Annotated in this window: 18 protein-coding genes; 4 read left to right on the forward strand and 14 right to left on the reverse strand. The window is 66.3% G+C overall.

Features of this window, described 5'->3' with window-relative positions:
• Position 1: 1 nt before the first annotated feature.
• From IB259_RS26250 to IB259_RS26285, 8 genes are all read right to left on the reverse strand, one after another.
• On the reverse strand, positions 2 to 808 hold the full coding sequence (locus tag IB259_RS26250) for a CbbQ/NirQ/NorQ/GpvN family protein (protein WP_192330517.1): 807 nt from the start codon (positions 806 to 808) through the stop codon (positions 2 to 4).
• Between the two features lie 69 nt (positions 809 to 877).
• Entirely contained in the window at positions 878 to 1,915 is a 1,038-nt protein-coding gene (locus IB259_RS26255) for an aliphatic amidase (protein ID WP_013391115.1), read from the reverse strand.
• 25 nt (positions 1,916 to 1,940) lie between these two features.
• The gene (urtE, locus tag IB259_RS26260) at positions 1,941 to 2,630 is read right to left on the reverse strand and encodes an urea ABC transporter ATP-binding subunit UrtE (protein WP_125473289.1); all 690 of its coding nucleotides are present in this window, start codon (positions 2,628 to 2,630) and stop codon (positions 1,941 to 1,943) included.
• A gap of 14 nt (positions 2,631 to 2,644) precedes the next feature.
• Positions 2,645 to 3,406, reverse strand: coding sequence for an urea ABC transporter ATP-binding protein UrtD (gene urtD / locus IB259_RS26265; RefSeq protein WP_082401110.1), 762 nt, complete (start codon positions 3,404 to 3,406; stop codon positions 2,645 to 2,647).
• A gap of 32 nt (positions 3,407 to 3,438) precedes the next feature.
• Positions 3,439 to 4,485, reverse strand: coding sequence for an urea ABC transporter permease subunit UrtC (gene urtC / locus IB259_RS26270; protein WP_175180407.1), 1,047 nt, complete (start codon positions 4,483 to 4,485; stop codon positions 3,439 to 3,441).
• 4 nt (positions 4,486 to 4,489) lie between these two features.
• Entirely contained in the window at positions 4,490 to 5,392 is a 903-nt protein-coding gene (gene urtB, locus IB259_RS26275; protein WP_054455216.1) for an urea ABC transporter permease subunit UrtB, read from the reverse strand.
• 69 nt (positions 5,393 to 5,461) lie between these two features.
• A complete protein-coding gene (gene urtA, locus IB259_RS26280; RefSeq protein ID WP_059377226.1) occupies positions 5,462 to 6,655 on the reverse strand; it encodes an urea ABC transporter substrate-binding protein in 1,194 nt (397 codons plus the stop codon).
• A 355-nt stretch (positions 6,656 to 7,010) separates the two neighbouring features.
• Positions 7,011 to 7,934 (reverse strand): LysR family transcriptional regulator, encoded by a 924-nt coding sequence (locus tag IB259_RS26285; protein ID WP_192330519.1) that lies wholly within the window; start codon positions 7,932 to 7,934, stop codon positions 7,011 to 7,013.
• Positions 7,935 to 8,034: 100 nt separating this feature from the next.
• Here IB259_RS26285 and pcaD point away from each other — a divergent pair, with 100 nt between their 5' ends.
• Positions 8,035 to 8,832, forward strand: a complete 798-nt coding sequence (gene pcaD, locus IB259_RS26290) for a 3-oxoadipate enol-lactonase (protein ID WP_192330521.1) — start codon at positions 8,035 to 8,037, stop codon at positions 8,830 to 8,832.
• A 4-nt stretch (positions 8,833 to 8,836) separates the two neighbouring features.
• On the opposite strand, the gene IB259_RS26295 is transcribed toward pcaD, so the two are convergent.
• A complete protein-coding gene (locus IB259_RS26295) occupies positions 8,837 to 9,739 on the reverse strand; it encodes an NAD(P)/FAD-dependent oxidoreductase (protein ID WP_054455224.1) in 903 nt (300 codons plus the stop codon).
• 124 nt (positions 9,740 to 9,863) lie between these two features.
• Here IB259_RS26295 and folB point away from each other — a divergent pair, with 124 nt between their 5' ends.
• Together folB and ttcA are read left to right on the forward strand one after the other, a co-directional pair.
• Positions 9,864 to 10,223: a dihydroneopterin aldolase gene (folB, locus tag IB259_RS26300; RefSeq protein WP_008164827.1), complete on the forward strand. Its 360-nt coding sequence runs from the start codon at positions 9,864 to 9,866 to the stop codon at positions 10,221 to 10,223.
• Between the two features lie 2 nt (positions 10,224 to 10,225).
• Complete coding sequence (gene ttcA / locus IB259_RS26305; RefSeq protein ID WP_192330524.1) at positions 10,226 to 11,194, forward strand: tRNA 2-thiocytidine(32) synthetase TtcA; 969 nt, start codon at positions 10,226 to 10,228, stop codon at positions 11,192 to 11,194.
• Positions 11,195 to 11,257: 63 nt separating this feature from the next.
• Here ttcA and IB259_RS26310 read toward each other — a convergent pair whose 3' ends face one another.
• The 5 genes from IB259_RS26310 to apaG form a co-directional block, all read right to left on the reverse strand.
• Positions 11,258 to 12,214, reverse strand: a complete 957-nt coding sequence (locus IB259_RS26310) for a D-2-hydroxyacid dehydrogenase family protein (RefSeq protein ID WP_125473354.1) — start codon at positions 12,212 to 12,214, stop codon at positions 11,258 to 11,260.
• A gap of 61 nt (positions 12,215 to 12,275) precedes the next feature.
• Positions 12,276 to 13,073 (reverse strand): DsbC family protein, encoded by a 798-nt coding sequence (locus IB259_RS26315; RefSeq protein WP_054455230.1) that lies wholly within the window; start codon positions 13,071 to 13,073, stop codon positions 12,276 to 12,278.
• A 142-nt stretch (positions 13,074 to 13,215) separates the two neighbouring features.
• Entirely contained in the window at positions 13,216 to 14,385 is a 1,170-nt protein-coding gene (locus IB259_RS26320; RefSeq protein ID WP_054455232.1) for a UbiH/UbiF family hydroxylase, read from the reverse strand.
• On the reverse strand, positions 14,382 to 15,683 hold the full coding sequence (locus IB259_RS26325; protein ID WP_192330526.1) for a murein transglycosylase A: 1,302 nt from the start codon (positions 15,681 to 15,683) through the stop codon (positions 14,382 to 14,384). The genes IB259_RS26320 and IB259_RS26325 overlap by 4 nt, the downstream gene beginning before the upstream one ends.
• Before the next feature lie 38 nt (positions 15,684 to 15,721).
• Positions 15,722 to 16,096: a Co2+/Mg2+ efflux protein ApaG gene (gene apaG / locus IB259_RS26330; protein ID WP_039882644.1), complete on the reverse strand. Its 375-nt coding sequence runs from the start codon at positions 16,094 to 16,096 to the stop codon at positions 15,722 to 15,724.
• A gap of 129 nt (positions 16,097 to 16,225) precedes the next feature.
• Here apaG and rpe point away from each other — a divergent pair, with 129 nt between their 5' ends.
• A complete protein-coding gene (gene rpe, locus IB259_RS26335) occupies positions 16,226 to 16,954 on the forward strand; it encodes a ribulose-phosphate 3-epimerase (RefSeq protein WP_054455236.1) in 729 nt (242 codons plus the stop codon).
• Positions 16,955 to 16,967: the final 13 nt, after the last annotated feature.

Here is a 16,967-nt window from a genome sequence, read left to right on the forward strand (position 1 = left end):
TTCATTCCAGGTTCGCGTCGACCAGCGCCCGCAGCGCCGCGGCCATGTCGGGGTCGTCGGTCAGCGCGCGCGTCATCGTCATGTCACAGCTCTCGGCGGGGCTGACGCCGTCGCGGATGAGGATGCCGGCGTAGATCAGCATGCGGGTGGACACGCCCTCGTCCAACCCATGGCGCTTGAGTTCGCGCGAACTGTGCGCGATGCGCACCAGCCGCTGCGCCAAGCCGGTGTCTATGCCGGCCTCATGCGCCACGATCTCCGCTTCGCGCCCGGGCTCCGGATAGTCGAAATCCAGCGCCACGAAGCGCTGCCGGGTAGAGGGCTTGAGATCCTTGGCGCTGCTCTGGTAGCCGGGGTTGTAGGACACCACCAGTTGGAAGTCGGGATGGGCCCGCACCACCTCGCCCTTCTTGTCCAGGGGCAGGATGCGCCTCGCGTCGGTCAGCGGATGGATGACAACCGTAGTGTCCTGGCGCGCTTCGACGATCTCGTCCAGGTAGCAGATGCCGCCATGGCGCACGGCCTGCGTCAGCGGGCCGTCGTGCCATGCGGTGCCGGCAGCGTCCAGCAGGTAGCGGCCCACCAGGTCGGAAGCGGTCATGTCCTCGTTGCACGCCAGCGTGACCAGCGGGCGTCCCAGCTTCCAGGCCATGTACTCCACGAAGCGCGTCTTGCCGCAACCGGTGGGCCCCTTCAGGATCATGGGCAGCCGGTGCGCGTACGCATGTTCGTACAGCGCGGTTTCCCGCCCGGAGGGACGGTAGAAGGGTTCTTGCGCAATCCGGTAGGTTTCGAGCGGAGACGGCACGGTTCATGTCCTCGGGAATCGTCCGTCCGGCGCGGCGGGCCGGACGGACCGGATGGTCGGCAGGCACGCCTAGCGGTGCTTGGCGTCCTCGTTGGGGATGCCCTCCATGGGGCACTCCGGCGTACCCACGGTGGACCGGGTGAAGGATTCGACCATCTTGCGCGTGCCCTCCGGATCGTTGATCCAGTTGGCGTAGAAGTTGTACGGGCACGCCGCGACGCCGGTGGCCTCTTCGCCGGAATTGATCTTGCCGGTGTAGCCGCGGTGCACCAGCTTGAACAAGTGGTTCTGCGACTGCATGTTCTTGCGCGCGTCGCGGATCAGGCTGGTGGAGAGCTCGGCGTACTGCACGCCCATGTCTTCTTCACCGCATTCGCCCAGCGTGCGGCCGTCGAAGCCGATGATGGCCGAATGGCCGAAGTAGGAATACACGCCGTCGAAGCCCGCGGCATTGGCCACCGCCACGTAGACGTTGTTCATCCACGCCATGGCCTTGGACACCATGACCTGCTGGTCCTTGGCCGGGTACATATATCCCTGGCAACGCACGATCAGCTCGGCGCCGCGCATGGCGCAATCGCGCCAGATCTCGGGGTAATTGCCGTCGTCGCAGATGATGAGGCTGATCTTCAGTCCCTTGGGGCCTTCCGACACATAGGTGCAATCGCCCGGATACCAGCCTTCGATCGGCACCCAGGGCATGATCTTGCGGTACTTCTGCACGATCTCGCCCTTGTTGTTCATCAGGATGAGCGTGTTGTACGGCGCCTTGTTCGGGTGCTCTTCGTGGCGCTCGCCCGTCAGCGAAAACACGCCCCATACGTTGGCCTTGCGGCAGGCGTCGGCGAACACAGCGGTCTCTTCGCCCGGAATGGCCGAAGCGGTTTCGTACATTTCCTTGGCGTCGTACATGATGCCGTGGGTGGAGTACTCGGGGAAGATGACCAGGTCCATGCCGGGCAGGCCGCGCTTCATGCCCACGACCATGTCGGCGATCTTGCGGGCGTTCTCCATCACCTCCGCGCGGGTATGCAGCCGCGGCATCTTGTAGTTCACGACGGCCACGCCCACGCAATCGTTGCTGCTGGAGATATCTCCGTGTCTCATGACAATGCTCCTCGGTGGTTGACGGTCATACCGTCAGGAAAGATCTGACTTTGTCCTGGTCCAGGCTCTCGCGGCAGGCCTCGTGCACGATTCGGCCCCGGTCTATCACCAGGAAGCGGTCGGCCAGGTCCAGCGCGAAGCTCAGCATCTGTTCCGACACGACGATGGCGAAGCCGCGCTCCTCGCGCAGCGCGTTCAGGACCCGTGCGATGTCCTTGATGATGGAAGGCTGGATGCCTTCGGTGGGCTCGTCCAGGATCAGCACGCGCGGATCGGAAATCAGCGCGCGGGCGATCGCCAGTTGCTGCTGCTGCCCGCCGGACAGGTTGCCGCCCTTGCGCCGGCGCATCTCGTGCAGCACCGGGAAAAAGCGGTACAGGTATTCCGGCACGGCCTTCAGGCCGCTGCGCTCCGCGCCGGTCAGGATGTTCTGCTCCACGGTCAGGAAGGGAAAGATCATCCTGCCTTGCGGCACGAAGGCCAACCCGTTGCGCACGCGCTGGTAGCTCTCCATGCCGGCCAGCTCCACGCCGTCCAGCCGGATGCTGCCCGAGCCCGACCGCAGCATGCCGATCAGCGCCTTGAGCAAGGTAGTCTTGCCCATGCCATTGCGGCCCATGATGGCCACGGATTCCCGGGGCGCAACTTCGAAGCACACATCGTGGACGACGTGCGATTCGCCGTAACTCACGTTCAACCTGTCGATCCGGAACATGGCGCGTCCTCCTCTCAATGGCCCAGGTACACGTCCAGCACACGCGGGTCGGCCTGCACTTCGCCCACCGTGCCTTCGCTCAGCAAACGTCCCTGGTGCAACACCGTGACCTTGTGCGCGATGCGCTTGACGAAATCCATGTCGTGCTCGATGACCACCATCGACTTGCCGCGCGAGATGCGCGCCAGCAGCTCGGCCGTCTGTTCACGTTCGCGCGGACTCATGCCGGCCACGGGTTCATCCAGCAACAGCAGCTGCGGGTTCTGCATCAGCAGCATGCCGATCTCCAGCCATTGCTTCTGTCCATGGCTCAGGCGGCCAGCCTTCTCCGCCAGGCGGTCCTGCAGGAACACCTGCGCGGCCATGTCCTGGATGCGCTCGCGGATTTCCGCCGTGCGCCGGAACCGCAGCGAGCGGACCACCCCGTGCGCGTTCGGCAGCGAGATCTCGAAGTTCTCCAGCACCGTCAGGTCTTCATAAACCGACGGCGTCTGGAACTTGCGCCCGACGCCGGCCCGCACGATATCGAATTCCGCCATGCGCACCAGATCGCGGCCCTGGAACATAACGCGGCCCGCCGATGGCCGGGTCTTGCCGCAGATGATGTCCAGCAGCGTGGTCTTGCCCGCGCCATTCGGACCGATGATGACGCGCAGTTCATCCTGCGCCACGCGCAGGCTCAGGCCGTCCACTGCGCGAAAGCCATCGAACGAGACCGTCAGGTCCTCGACGCTCAGGATGGCGCCGGGCGCCGGGCGGTCGCTGCTCATTTCCATGCTGGCGGGCTCCTGCAGGTCCAGGGTGGCACTCATCGCGCGCTCCCCGCGGCGCGGCGCGCCTGAATCTGGCCGAACACGCCGGCCAGGCCGTTGGGCATGACCACGACGACCGCGATGAAGATGGCCCCCAGGAAATACAGCCAGACTTCCGGAAACGTCTCTGACAAGTAGGACTTGAGAAAGCCGATCAGCAAGGCCCCGACCACGGCCCCGGGAATCGACAGCCGGCCGCCGACGGCCGCATAGATCACCATCTCGATCGACGCCACCACGCCGATCGCTCCTGGAGAGATCAGCCCCACTTGCAACGTGAAGAACGCGCCGCCGATGGAGGACAGGACCGCCGCCACGCAAAAGATGCAGGCCTTTACGTGCGCGGTGTCGTAACCCGAAAACCGCACGCGGTCCTCGCGGTCTCGAATGGCGATCAGGATCTTGCCCAGCCGGCTGCGCACGATGGCCAGCGCCGCCAGCATCGCCACGACCAGTGCGCCGGCTTCGATGAAGTACAGCGCCTGCTTGCCTTCGTCGCCGACGATGTCCCAGCCCAGCAGCGTGCGGAAGTCGGTAATGCCGTTGGCGCCGCCCGTGTCCCCCTGCTGGCCGATGATGAGCACGGTCAGCGTCATCGCCAGGGCCAGGGTCACGATGGCGAAATACACGCCGCTGACCCGCTTGCGGAAGATCGCCAACGAAAACAGGTACGCGGCCAGTCCCGGCAGGACCACGATCAGCAGCAGCGTCAACGTCAGCGAGTGGAACGGTTGCCACCAGACAGGCAGGCTCTCCACGCTGCTCCACACCATGAAGTCGGGCAGCTCCGGCGCGGACGCCTCCAGCTTCAGGAACATGGCCATCATGTACCCGCCCAACCCAAAGAAAATGCCTTGCCCCAGGCTCAGCACGCCGCTATAGCCCCAGGTCAGCACGATGCCTATCGCCACGAAGGCGAACGCCATGTACTTGCCGACCAGGTTCAGCCGGAACGGATCCAGCGACAGGGGCAGGACGGCCAGGATCAGCGCCGCGACCAGCAGGATCGCGATCTCTTCGGTTTTCCGGTGCAGGGTCTTCATCGCATCACCCCCGAGTCTTGTTGGCGAACAGCCCGTTCGGGCGGAAATAGAGGACCAGGATCACCAGGACGAGGATCGTGACCTTGGCCATCGAACCGCTCATCAGGTACTCCAGCGTGGTCTGCGACTGTGCGATCGCAAGGCCGGAGAACGCCGTCCCCAGCAAGCTCTGCACGCCGCCGAACACCACGACGATGAATGAATCCACGATGTAGAGCTGGCCCGTGCCGGGGTTGGTCGATCCGATCATGGTGAAGACGCAGCCCGCGATGCCCGCCAGGCCGGAGCCCAGCGCGAAGGTCAGCGCATCCACGCGCCGCGTGTTGATGCCGACGGCGCCCGCCATCGCGCGATTCTGGGTGACGGCGCGCACGCGCAGTCCCCAAGCGCTGCGGTAAAGCAGCAGATACACGCCCACCGCCACCAGCAGCGTCAGGCCCAGGATGAAGATGCGATTCAGCGGGAACTGCAGGTCGGGCGTGGGCTCCCACGCGCCGCTGAGCCAGGAGGCCAGCGGCACGCTGACCTCCTGCGCGCCGAACAGCGAGCGATAGGCCTGCTGCAGGATCAGGCTCAGGCCCCAGGTCGCCAGCAGCGTGTCCAGCGGACGGTTGTAGAACCAGCGGATGAAGCCGCGCTCCAGCCCATAGCCGAATGCGAAGGTGACCAGAAACGCCAACGGAATGGCCGCGAACAGGTAGACGTCCATCCAGCCGGGCGCCCAATGCTGGAATGCCACCGAGACCAGATAGGTGGTGTAGGCGCCCATGGCCATCAGCTCGCCGTGCGCCATGTTGATGACGCCCATCAGGCCGAACACGACGGCCAGGCCGATCGCCATCAGCAGAAGGATGCTGAACAGGCTGATCCCGTTGAATAGCTGCATTGCCGCGATGTCGATATTCATGGTCACGTTCCTGGCTGCGCCGGCGGCAAGGCCGCCGGCCAAGGGCTTGCGCGCATTGGCAAGCGCGGGCTACAGCTTCGGGAAGGGATTGGGCTCGATCAGGTCGGCCGATTCCCAGACGATGTCGAACTGCCCGTCCGGCCTCGCCCGGCCCACCCGCACCTTCTTCCAGACGTGATGGTTGGTCTCGTGCACGCGCACGGTCCCCTCCGGCGCCTGGAGCGTCAGCCCGGCGGACGCCGCGATCACCTTGTCGGGATCGAACGAACCGGCCTTTTCCACGCCGAGCTTCCACAGGTACACGCTGTTGTAGGCAACCTCCATCGGGTCGCCGATTACGCGGTCCTGGCCGTACTTGGCCTTGAAGGCCTTGACGAATTTTTCGTTGGCCGGATTCTGCAGGCTCTGGAAGTAACCCATGCAGGCGTAGTAGCCCGCCGCGTTGTCCTTGCCGATGCCTTCGATCTCGTTTTCGGACACCACGGTGGACAGCAGCACGACGCGCGTGCCGTCCAGGCCGGCCGCGCGCAGCTGCTTGTAGAACGCCACGTTCGAGCCGCCCACCACGGTGCTGTAGATGCACTCGGGCTTGGCGGCCTTGATCTTGTTGATGATGGAAGAGAACTCGGTGTGGCCCAGCGGCGCGTACTCCTCGCCCACCACCTTGGCATTCATGCGAGCGATGGCCGGCTTGGCGATCTTGTTGCAGGTGCGCGGATAGATGTAGTCGGAGCCGACCAGGAAAAAGGTCTTGCCCTTCTCCCGCGCCATCCACTCCACCGCCGCGATCACGGACTGCGTGGCTTCCTGCGACGGATAGAACACCCGCGCGTCCTGTTCCTGGCCTTCGTAATAGGTGGGGTAGTAGAGCAAGCCTTTGCTGCGCGCGAGCACCGGCAACAGCGCCTTGCGCGAAGCCGAGGTATAGCAGCCCACGATGGCGGCCACCTTGTCGCGGTCGAGCAGCTTGCGCGCCTTCTCGGCAAACACGGCATTCTCGCTCGCGCCGTCTTCTACCACGGGCTCGATCTTGCGCCCCATCACGCCGCCCGAGGCGTTGATCTCTTCGATCGCCAGCTTCTCCGCGTCCACCAACGACGCCTCGGCGATGGCGATGGTGCCGGACAGCGAATGCAGCAGGCCCAGTTTGACTGTGTCTTGGGCATAGGCCTGGCGGGGCAAGGCTGCCATCCCCGACGCGGCGCTCAGTAGGACCATGGAGCCGCTGTGCTGCAGAAAGCGGCGGCGGTTGTATACGCTCATCGTTGCGCTCCTGTGCGTTTCTGAAGGCAAGCCTCCGGCTGGGGCTTGCACGCAAGCCCTGAACTGCCCGGGATTGGGCAGGCGCCTTTGCCCACCACATCACGACGACTGCCGTCCGCCCGCTGCCTGCCACGTTTCTTCAGGCAAAGCTGCGCCCACGGCGCAGCGAAACGCCATTCGAAGAAAAGCGATGGACAAACGGAAAACGAAAAGGCCCGAGCCGGAAATTCCGGCTCGGGCCTTTTTGCCCTACGCCTGACTGGCAACACTGGCAGTCGGCGAAAATTTGAAGACGAACTTGCGTCTGGAAGGCATTCTGAAGAAGCGTGTGGCGCTATGCCATGCGTATTTTCCCTTAGCGGCCGCGGCTCGCTGCCAAGGCGCGGCGCAAGGCTGGCGCGGCATTCTGCAGGTAGCACCACAAGCGGTTCGAGACCGGGCCCTGCGCGCGGTCCGTGCGCCGCGCCGCGACCAGTTCTTCGACGCTGCCCGGCAGATGGCGGTTGGCAATCGAGATCAGGCGACCGTCGCGCAGTTCCTCATCGACGAGAAAGCGCGGCATGTGGCCCCAGCCCATGCCTTGCAGGATGATTTCCTTCTTCATCAGCTGGTCCGCCACCGTGCACTGGCGCGCGCCCTCCACGGTGAAGTAATCCTGCGGCGGCGTATGCCTGGCGGTGTCGCGCATGACGCATTGCGTGTAGTCGCGCATCAGCGCGGGCTTGATAGCACGCGGCACGGGCTCACGCAGAAAGCCGGGCGCCACCACGGGCACGAAAGGCACCTTGGCCAGGTCGACCCATTCAATGCGGGCATCGTTCTTGTCGACGCGATGCAGGATGAGGTCGGCCTCGCCGTCGTAAAGGCGTTCCAGCGGCCCGGACACGGCCTCGAAGTGCAGGTCCAGGCGCGTGGCCTGACAGTCGGCGAAAAAGCGGCTCAAGAGACCCAGCACATAAGGGCGCGGACAGAAGTCGCCGATCACGATGCGCAGTTCGGTTTCCTCGCCCATGGCCAGTTGCTCGGCGTGCGCGCGCAAGGCGGTCAGCTCGCGCAGCAGCGATTGCGCGCGCGCATGGAACGACTGCCCCGCGGCCGTCAGGCTCACGCGGTAGCCGCTGCGGTCCAGCAAGGCCAGACCCAGCTGCCGCTCCAGCTTGGCCACGGCGGCGAACACCGCCGGGTGCGAGCGGTGCAGCGTTGCCGCGGCCGCCTGGAAGCCGCCGTCGCGCGCCACCGCGTCGAAGCATTGGAGATCGTGCAGCGTGAATTCGCTCATGTCTATTTTTCCGACAATGATTGTGCGAACTTTGTAATTTTTTCTTTAACGACGCGCAACTACGATTTGCCTTACACCCATCACCCAGAGGCGAATCATCATGCAAGACATCTCCCACTACACCGCCGGCGACGGCGCCCGCATCGCCTACCGCTACGATGGCCGCGCGGACCTGCCCACCCTGGTGCTGGCGAACTCCATCGGCACCACCCTGCACATGTGGGACGCGCAGATTCCCGCGCTGACACGCCACTTCCGCGTGCTGCGCTACGACTACCGCGGCCATGGCGCGTCCACCGTGCCGCAAGGCCCCTACTCTCTGGACCGCCTGGGCCGCGACGTGCTGGAGCTGATGGACGGCCTGGGCGTCGAACATGCGCATTTCCTGGGCTTGTCGCTGGGCGGCATCGTCGGACTATGGCTGGGCCTGCACGCGCCGCAGCGCATCGACCGCCTGGTCCTCAGCAATACCTCGGCTTATCTGGGACCGGCACCGCAATGGGACGAGCGCATCGCCGCCACGCTACAGGCAGAGAACATGTCGGAAACGGCCGAGACCTTCCTGAAGAACTGGTTTCCCGCGGCCTGGCTGCAGCAGAGCAATCCCGCCGTCGAACCGTTCCGCGCCATGCTGCTGAACACCGACAAGCATGGCCTGGCGGGCGCATTCGCCGCGGTGCGGGACTTCGACCTGCGCCGCACCATGGCGCTGATCCCCAATCCGACGCTGGTCATCGCCGGCCAGCACGACACGGTCACCGCGGCCAGCCACGGCGAGCAGATCGCCGCAACCATCCCCGGCGCCAGGCTGCTGACGCTGCCGGCCGTCCATTTGGCGAACATCGAACTGCCCCAGGCCTTCGAGGCCGCGGTGCTGGAGTTCCTGCTCGAAGGCTGAAGAGCTAGTCCGCGCCGCGCTCCCAACGGCGCTGGATGGCCTTGGCCGCGACCACGCCGTCGGCCATGGAGGTCACCACGCAGGGATGCATGCGGTGCGCCACCTCGCCCACGGCGTAGATGTCGGGCACGCTGGTCTCGGCGGTGGCGAAGTCCGTACGGATGTAGCCGCGCTCGTCGCGGGCCAGGTGCAGGCTGTCGGCAAAGCCGGCCTGAGGCTCCCAGCCGTAGAAGACCAGGATCAGGTCGTACTGCTTGCCGTCCACGCTGCGGGTGGCGGGGTCCACCTTGTATGGGCCGATATGCACGCCTTCGCGGCCGGCGCGCGTCACCCATTGCTGTTGGGCGCGGACGCTGCGGGCATAGAGATGCACGCTGCGGGCGCCGCGGTTGCGCACGTAAACGTAGTTTTCGAAGGCGTTGTCGCCACCGCCCAGCACCGCCACCGACAGGCCCGAATAGTCCTGCGCCACGATGGGCGAGCCCGGGCCGATCAGCACGCCGGGCCAGGATGCGCCCGGCGGGTGGTCCGGCAGCCCCTTGGCGCGCACGCCCGAGGCGATCACCAGGGTGCGCCCGCGCACTAGGGATTCGGCGCCGTCTGCGTCTGCCAGCGTCGCCTCGATGCCGCCTTTGCAGGGACGCACCCCGGTTACGCGGGTTTCCAGGCGCAGCGGCACGCCGGCCGCGCGCACGCTGGCGTCGATGTTGGCAGCCACCTGCTGTCCGGTCACGCCCGGCAGCACGGCGATCCAGTCGTCGGCGAAGGGATTGTCATTGCCCAACCCGCCCAGCCGGGGGCCAGCCTCGACCAATAGCGGGGACAGGCCCAGGCGCGCCAACCACAGGGCGCAGGAAGCGCCGGCCGGGCCGCCGCCTACAATGACCGAATCGTGCATCTGTTGCATTTCACCCCTTATTGACTGCGCCGGCGCCTCACGGACGCCCGGACATGGCCGGATTGTAGCCAGCGCGCCGCCCCCGTTCCGCTGTCGCCTTACAATTCCGGGCTACCCCACCCAGGTTTTCATCATGCCTACACGCCGCATCATTCTTTCCGGGCTTGCGCTCGACGCCCGCATCGGCATCCTCGAGCACGAGCGCCGCGCCACCCAGCCCCTGCATGTCGACGCCGACTTCGACGTGGACATCCAGCGCTCGGTCGACGACCACGACATCCACAGCGTGCTGGACTACCGCCGGCTGCGCGAGGCCATCGTGGAAGAATGCACGCAGGCGCACGTGAACCTGATCGAAACCCTGTCGGAGCAGGTCGCGGCGCGCCTGCTGGCCGACTTCCAGGAAATCCGCGCGCTGCGCCTGCGCATCAGCAAGCCCATGGCCTTTTCCGACTGCGCGGCGGTAGGCGTGGAAATCCAGATCACGCGTTGACCATGAACGATATCGCTACCCCTGAGGTGCGCTTTCGCACCGAGGCCGAAGAAAAGGCCCGCCACGAAGGCAACAAGCTGACCAAGCGCCTGGCCCGCGAAACCACGCGCGCCCTGTCCGACTACAACATGATCGAAGCAGGCGACCGCGTCATGGTCTGCCTGTCGGGCGGCAAGGATTCCTATGCGCTCCTGGACATCCTGCTGCAGTTGCAGAAGCGCGCCCCCTTCAAGTTCGAGCTGATCGCGGTCAACCTGGACCAGAAGCAGCCGGGCTTTCCCGACCACATCCTGCCGCAGTACCTGACGGAACTGGGCGTGCCCTTCCACATCGAGACGCAGGATACGTATTCCATCGTCACGCGCGTGCTGGAAGAGGGCAAGACCATGTGCTCGCTCTGTTCGCGCCTGCGCCGCGGCATCCTGTACCGCGTCGCCTCTGAACTGGGCGCGACCAAGATCGCGCTGGGCCATCACCGCGACGACATCCTGGGCACGTTCTTCCTGAACCTGTTCTACGGCGGCAAGGCCAAGGGCATGCCGCCCAAGCTGGTGTCCGATGACGGCCGCCACACGGTGATCCGCCCCCTGGCCTATGTGCCGGAAACCGACCTGATCGCCTACGCGGAGCTCAAGCAGTTCCCCATCATTCCCTGCAATCTCTGCGGTTCGCAAGAGAACCTGAAGCGCAAGGAAGTGGGCCGCATGATCAAGGAATGGGACAAGCAGCATCCGGGCCGCTCGTGGAACGTGTTCAACGCGCTGTCGCGCGTGGTGCCTTCGCACTTGATGGACCGCGACCTGTTCGACTTCGTGGGCCTGAAGCCTACTGGCCAGCCGGACGTCAATGGCGACACGGCGTTCGACGCCGAGGATCCGCAGGAAGATGCTGGCGAAGCCTGTGGCGATACGCCGCAAGCGCTGGAGCCCGGCGCCATTGTCGAAAAGAAGGTGACGTTCACGCGCAGCTGAAAACTGCGCGCAGAAATGAAAAAGGCTGCCCTGCGCAGCCTTTTTCATTTGCAGGCGCTACGCCTACGCGTTCAGTACGCGGATGGGCTTGCCGGCTTTCCACGCCTTCACCGCTTCCAGCGCATTCTGATAGAAGGCTTCGAAGTTCTCGCGGCTGACGTAGCCCAGGTGCGGCGTCAGGATCACGTTGTCCAGGTCCCGCACGGAATCCGTGGGCGACAGCGGCTCTTCGGGATAGACGTCCAGGCCGGCGCCGGCGATGCGGAACTTCACCAGCGCGTCCATCAAGGCTTCCTGGTCCACCAGGCCGGCGCGCGAAGTGTTGACCAGGTACGCGGTCGGTTTCATCGCGGCCAGCGCGGCCGCGTCGACCACATGGCGGCTGCGCTCGGACAGGATCAGATGCAGGCTGACCACGTCGGACGTGGCGAAGAGTTCGTGCTTGTCCACCCGCTTCACGCCCGCCGCCTCGGCGCGCTCGTCGGTCAGGTTGGGGCTCCAGGCCACCACGTCCATGCCGAAGGCCAGGCCTACCTTGGCGACCGCCGCGCCCAGCTTGCCCAGGCCCAGCACGCCCAGGCGCTTGCCTGCCAATGGTTCAGGCATGGCCGTCTGCCACATGCCGCGGCGCATGGCCGCGTCTTCGGCCGGCAGGTGCTTGAACAGGCCCAGGATGTGCGCCCAGGCCAGTTCGGCCGTGGCGGTGTTGGCGTCGGCGCTGCCGGGCGCGCCGCAGACGATGATGCCCTGCCCGGCGCAGGCCTGCATGTCGATAGCGTTGTTGCGCATGCCGGTGGTGACCAGCAGACGCAGGTTCGGCAGGGCGCGGATCCGCTCCGCGGGGAACGGCGTGCGCTCGCGCATGGCGACAATCACGTCGTAGGGTTCAAGCGTGGGCTCGACCTGTTCTTCGGGAATGAAGTTGTTGAAGATCTGCACCTCGGCGTCACCGCCCAGCGAGGTCCAATCCGCATAGCGCTTGGCTACGTCGTGGTAATCGTCGAGTATTGCGATTTTCAAAAGCTGTCTCCGGGGGCTTGGCGCCTGTGGCGCCAGCCTCCCGGCCGGCGCCGCGCGCCGGTCAGTTCAAGCGGGCTTTGAATTGCTCCAGCGGCAAGGCGCCGCTGACGCGCGAGCCGTCTGCAAAGAACGTGGTCGGCGTGCCGCGCACCATCAGCTTCTGGCCCAAGGCCAACAGCTTGTCCTCGGGCACGTCGCAATTGGCGGTGGCGGGCTTCTTGCCGCGCAGCATCCAGTCATCCCAGGTGGCGCCCGGGTCCTTCGAGCACCACACATCGCGCACCTTGTCCTTGGAATCGGGCGACAGGATGGGATAGAGGAAGGTGTAGACGGTGATGTTGTCGACGTTTTCCAGCGTCTTGCGCAATTGCTTGCAGTAGCCGCAGTTGGGGTCTTCGAAGATAGCGACCTTGCGCGAACCGTCGCCCTTGACCTGCTTGATGGCGAGATCCAGCGGCAACTGGTCGAACGACACGGCGCTCAGGCGTTCCTGCGTTTCGCGGGTGACGTCGCGACGCGTCATGGCGTCGATCAGCGGACCTTCCATGACCCACGTCACTTTTTCATCCGTGTAGATGAGGTCCATGCCCAGCTGCACTTCGAACAGGCCGTAGGGCGTGCGGCGCACGGCCGTGACGTCCATGCCGTCGAAACGCTGGCGGAAACGCTCCTTGACCGCGTCCGCCACGGGATCGGCCGGCGCCACCTGGGTGGTGGAGTAGCTCTTGTCGCCCTTGGCGGGCTGCCCTACGGACTGGGTGGAGACAGACTTGTCGCCCTGGGCCGCCACGCCGGCGGACATGCCCAGGCCCGCGGCCAGGAAACAAGCCGCCAAGGTGGCGGATATGCGGAAATTCATCGGTACTCCTGTACTCATCTATCGTGTTCTTGTGCGGAAAGGGTAACCGATCCGCGCCTGGGCGAATCCGGTCTGCGGGCAGGCGCCCCCTAAGGATCAGACAATCCGCCCGCGGGCGAGGTTCCGCGGGACCGATCCGGCCCTAGTTGGCCGAGGCCCCGGTTATCAGGCGGCGCTTGATCAAAGGCGCCCGCTCTACCCAGTGCATGCCGGCATTGCGCAGCCAGACCAGCGGCGTCGCCCGCGACGCGAACAGCTTGTGCAAGCCGTCAGTGGCCAGGCGCATGGCCAGCACCGGCTCGGCGCGCGCGCGCTGGTAGCGGTGCAGCACGCGCAGGTCGCCCGCCGAGCGATAGGCTTCGCGGCCCGCGACCACGCGGGCCAGCGCCTCGACGTCGCCCAGGCCCAGGTTCAGCCCCTGGCCCGCCAGCGGGTGCAGGCGGTGGGCCGCGTCGCCCGCCAGCGCGATACCCGGCGCAACCATCTGGGCGCGCTCCAGCGTCAAGGGAAAGCCATGCAGCTTGCTGCGGACCTTCAGCGCGCCCAGGCGGCCTTCGGCGGCGTCGGCCAGCAGGGTTTCGAGGCGAGCGGCCTGCTCCTCGGGCGGCAGGGCCAGCAGTGCCTGGGCCAGCTCGGTGCGCATGGACCAGACCATGGAAACCTGCGGACCGGCAGAGGTATCGGGCAGCGGCAGCAGGGCCAGCACGCCGTCGTCTCGGAACCACTGGAAAGCGGTGCCCTGGTGCGGACGCTCAGCGTCCAGGTGCACCACCAGGCCCGTGTCGTCGTAGGACACGGATTCATGCTTCAGGCCGGCGGCCTCGCGCAGCGGCGACGCCGCGCCATCGGCGCCCACGAACAGCTCGGCCTCGATGCGCGCGCCGCTTTCGGTGTCGATGGCGCCGTCGCGGTAACCCGTGCAGCGGTCCTCCAGCCAGGGGATGCCGAACATGCGGACCGCCTGGATCAGCACGCGCTCGATTTCGCCGGACTCGACGATCCAGGCCAGCTGCGGCAGCGCCGCCTGCCAGGCGCTCAGGTTCACCTGGCCGTCGGCGTCGCCGTGGATTTCCATGGCGTTGACCGGCGTCAGCCGGGACGCGGGCATGGCGTCCCACACGCCGAGCTCGGCCAGGAAACGCTGGCTGGCGGGCGAAATGGCATAGACGCGCGGGTGGTAGCGGTCGGGATCGGCCGGCGGCACGCTGGCGCGCGGCGCCAGCACGGCCACGCGCTGGCCGCGGCGGGCCAGCGCCAGGGCAGTGGACAGGCCGACGATGCCGGCCCCGCAAACGACGATCTGATGGCTCATCTTGCGCTCGGCTCCCCAGCCTGTTTCGGCCACAGCACCCACATCTGGCCGCGTTGCTTCATGCGGCCGGCCTGCTGGCCGGCGTCGTCGCCGTAGCCCCAATAGAAGTCGGCGCGCGCGGCGCCGCGGATGGCCGTGCCCGTGTCCTGGGCCAGCACCAGGCGCTGCAGCGGCCGGTCGGACGCCGGATAGGTCGTGGCCAGGAACACCGGCGTGCCCAGCGGCACGAAACCCGCGTCGACCGCGATCGAACGCATGGGGGCCAGCGGCACCGCGTAGGCGCCCTTGGGACCTTGTTCCGGATCGACCACCGCCTCTTCGCGGAAGAACACCACCGCCGGGTTGGCGTTGAGCATTTCCGGCACGCGCTTGGGATTGCGCTGGGCCCAGGCGCGGATGTTCTGCATGGAAGCCTGGTCGGCCGACAACTCGCCGCGGTCGATCAGCCAGCGGCCGATGGAGGCGTAAGGCTGGCCGTTGTGGTCGGCATAGGCCACGCGGATGGTCTTGCCGGAATCGGGACCGTCGGTCAGCTGCACGCGGCCCGAGCCCTGCACCTGCAGGAAGAAGTTGTCGACGGGGTCATCCACCCACACCAGCACAGGCGGACGGCGGCCGGAGGACTCGATGGCGGCGCGCGAGTCATAAGGCACCACCCGCTTGCCGTCCAGCTTGCCGCGCACGCGCTTGCCCGCCAGTTCCGGATAGATCGAGCCCAGGTCGATGGTCAGCAGGTCCGCGGGCACGGTGTACAGCGGCCATTGATGGCTGCCGCCCTGGCGGCGCGAGCCGCGCACCAGGGGCTCGTAATAGCCTGTCACGGTGTTGGTGGCCGGCTTGCCGTCGGCGGCGTTCAGACGCCAGGGCTGCAGATAGGTCTGCAGGAAGCGGCGCACGCCCTCGCCATCGCCCGCGGCAGGCGCGCGGGACGGATCCGCGGCGGCCGCGCAGACCGGCTGCCAGGCCCGCGGCGTGGCGCGCGCGGGCGCGGCCAGGTTGCCGCTGGTCGGCCGCATCAGGCCGCGGCAATTGCGCAGGAACAGAGGCCAGAAGCGCGACAGGTCATCGTTGGTCCAGCCGGGCATCTCGGCCCAGTTGGCCGCCTTGTACTTGCCCGCCAGCGCGCGCGGCGGAGTATCGGGCAAGGACGCCAGCGACGGCACCACCAGCGGGCCGTCGGCCGCGGGCGCGGACGGGCCGGGGATGCCGGCCGAACCGGAGTCGGGAGGAATGTCAGAGGGGGTGGAACATGCCGCCAGCAATACGGACAGCACGGACAGACTGAGAATGCGCTTCATGAGCAAATGAAAAAACGTGCGACGGATGGCCGGGCCATTCAATGCAGGGTACGCGGCATGGCCAGGACGAATTCGGAGATCGGCACTTCGAACGGTATGCCGTTCTCGCCGACGCAGTGGTAGGTGCCGCGCATCGTGCCCACCGGCGTGGGCAGGGGACAGCCGCTGGTGTACTCGAAGGTTTCGCCGGGCGCGAGCAAGGGCTGCTGGCCCACGATGCCCAGCCCGCGCACTTCCTGCACGCGCTGGTTGCCATCGGTGATGATCCAGTGGCGGCTGATCACCTGGGCGGGATGCTCGCCGGTATTGGTGATGCGGACGGTATAGGCGAACACGAACTGCTGTTCGCCAGGATCGGACTGTTCAGGCACGAAGCGCGGAGAGACAGAGACGCTCAGGTCGTAAGGTTTCACAGTCCTTCCCTGTGTGGTGCTGGCGGGCGGCCGTGGTACGGCGCCGGACGCTGGAAAAGACGCGGTTCCCGGACCCGCCGGGCCGGGCCATTCCCGGTACCGCGCCTCAAACTGCAATAATGGCACATTATGCCCTCCCCGATCCCGAACATCATGTCTACCCAACAGGCTTCCACCCGCATCACCCCCAGCATCCTGTCGGCCGACTTCGCCCGCCTGGGCGAGGAAGTCCGCAACGTCGTCGCCGCCGGCGCCGACTGGATCCACGTGGACGTGATGGACAACCACTATGTCCCCAATCTGACCATCGGCCCGATGGTGTGCGCGGCCATCCGCCCCCACGTCCAGGTGCCGATCGACGTGCACCTGATGGTGGAACCGGTGGACGACCTGGTGCCGATGTTCGCCAAGGCCGGCGCCGACTACATCAGCTTCCACCCGGACGCCAGCCGCCACGTGGACCGCACGCTGTCGCTGATCCGCGAAAACGGCTGTAAGGCCGGCCTGGTGTTCAACCCCGCCACCCCGCTGTCCTACCTGGACTACGTGATGGACAAGATCGACCTGATCCTGATCATGTCGGTGAATCCGGGCTTCGGCGGCCAGAGCTTCATCCCCGGCGCGCTGACCAAACTGCGCGAGGCGCGCGCGCGCATCGACGCCTGGACGCAGGCCGGCGGCCAGGAAATCGTGCTGCAGGTCGACGGCGGCGTGAAGATCGACAACATCGCTGAAATCCGCCGCGCCGGCGCCGATACCTTCGTGGCCGGCTCCGCCATCTTCGGCAAGCCGGACTATGCCGGCATCATCAAGTCCATGCGCGAACAGATCGCCATCGGCGAAACCACCGCCATCTAAGCTCCGGGAACCG

It is taken from the genome of Achromobacter sp. ACM04, from assembly GCF_014851465.1.
Taxonomy (GTDB): Bacteria; Pseudomonadota; Gammaproteobacteria; order Burkholderiales; family Burkholderiaceae_B; genus Achromobacter; species Achromobacter aegrifaciens.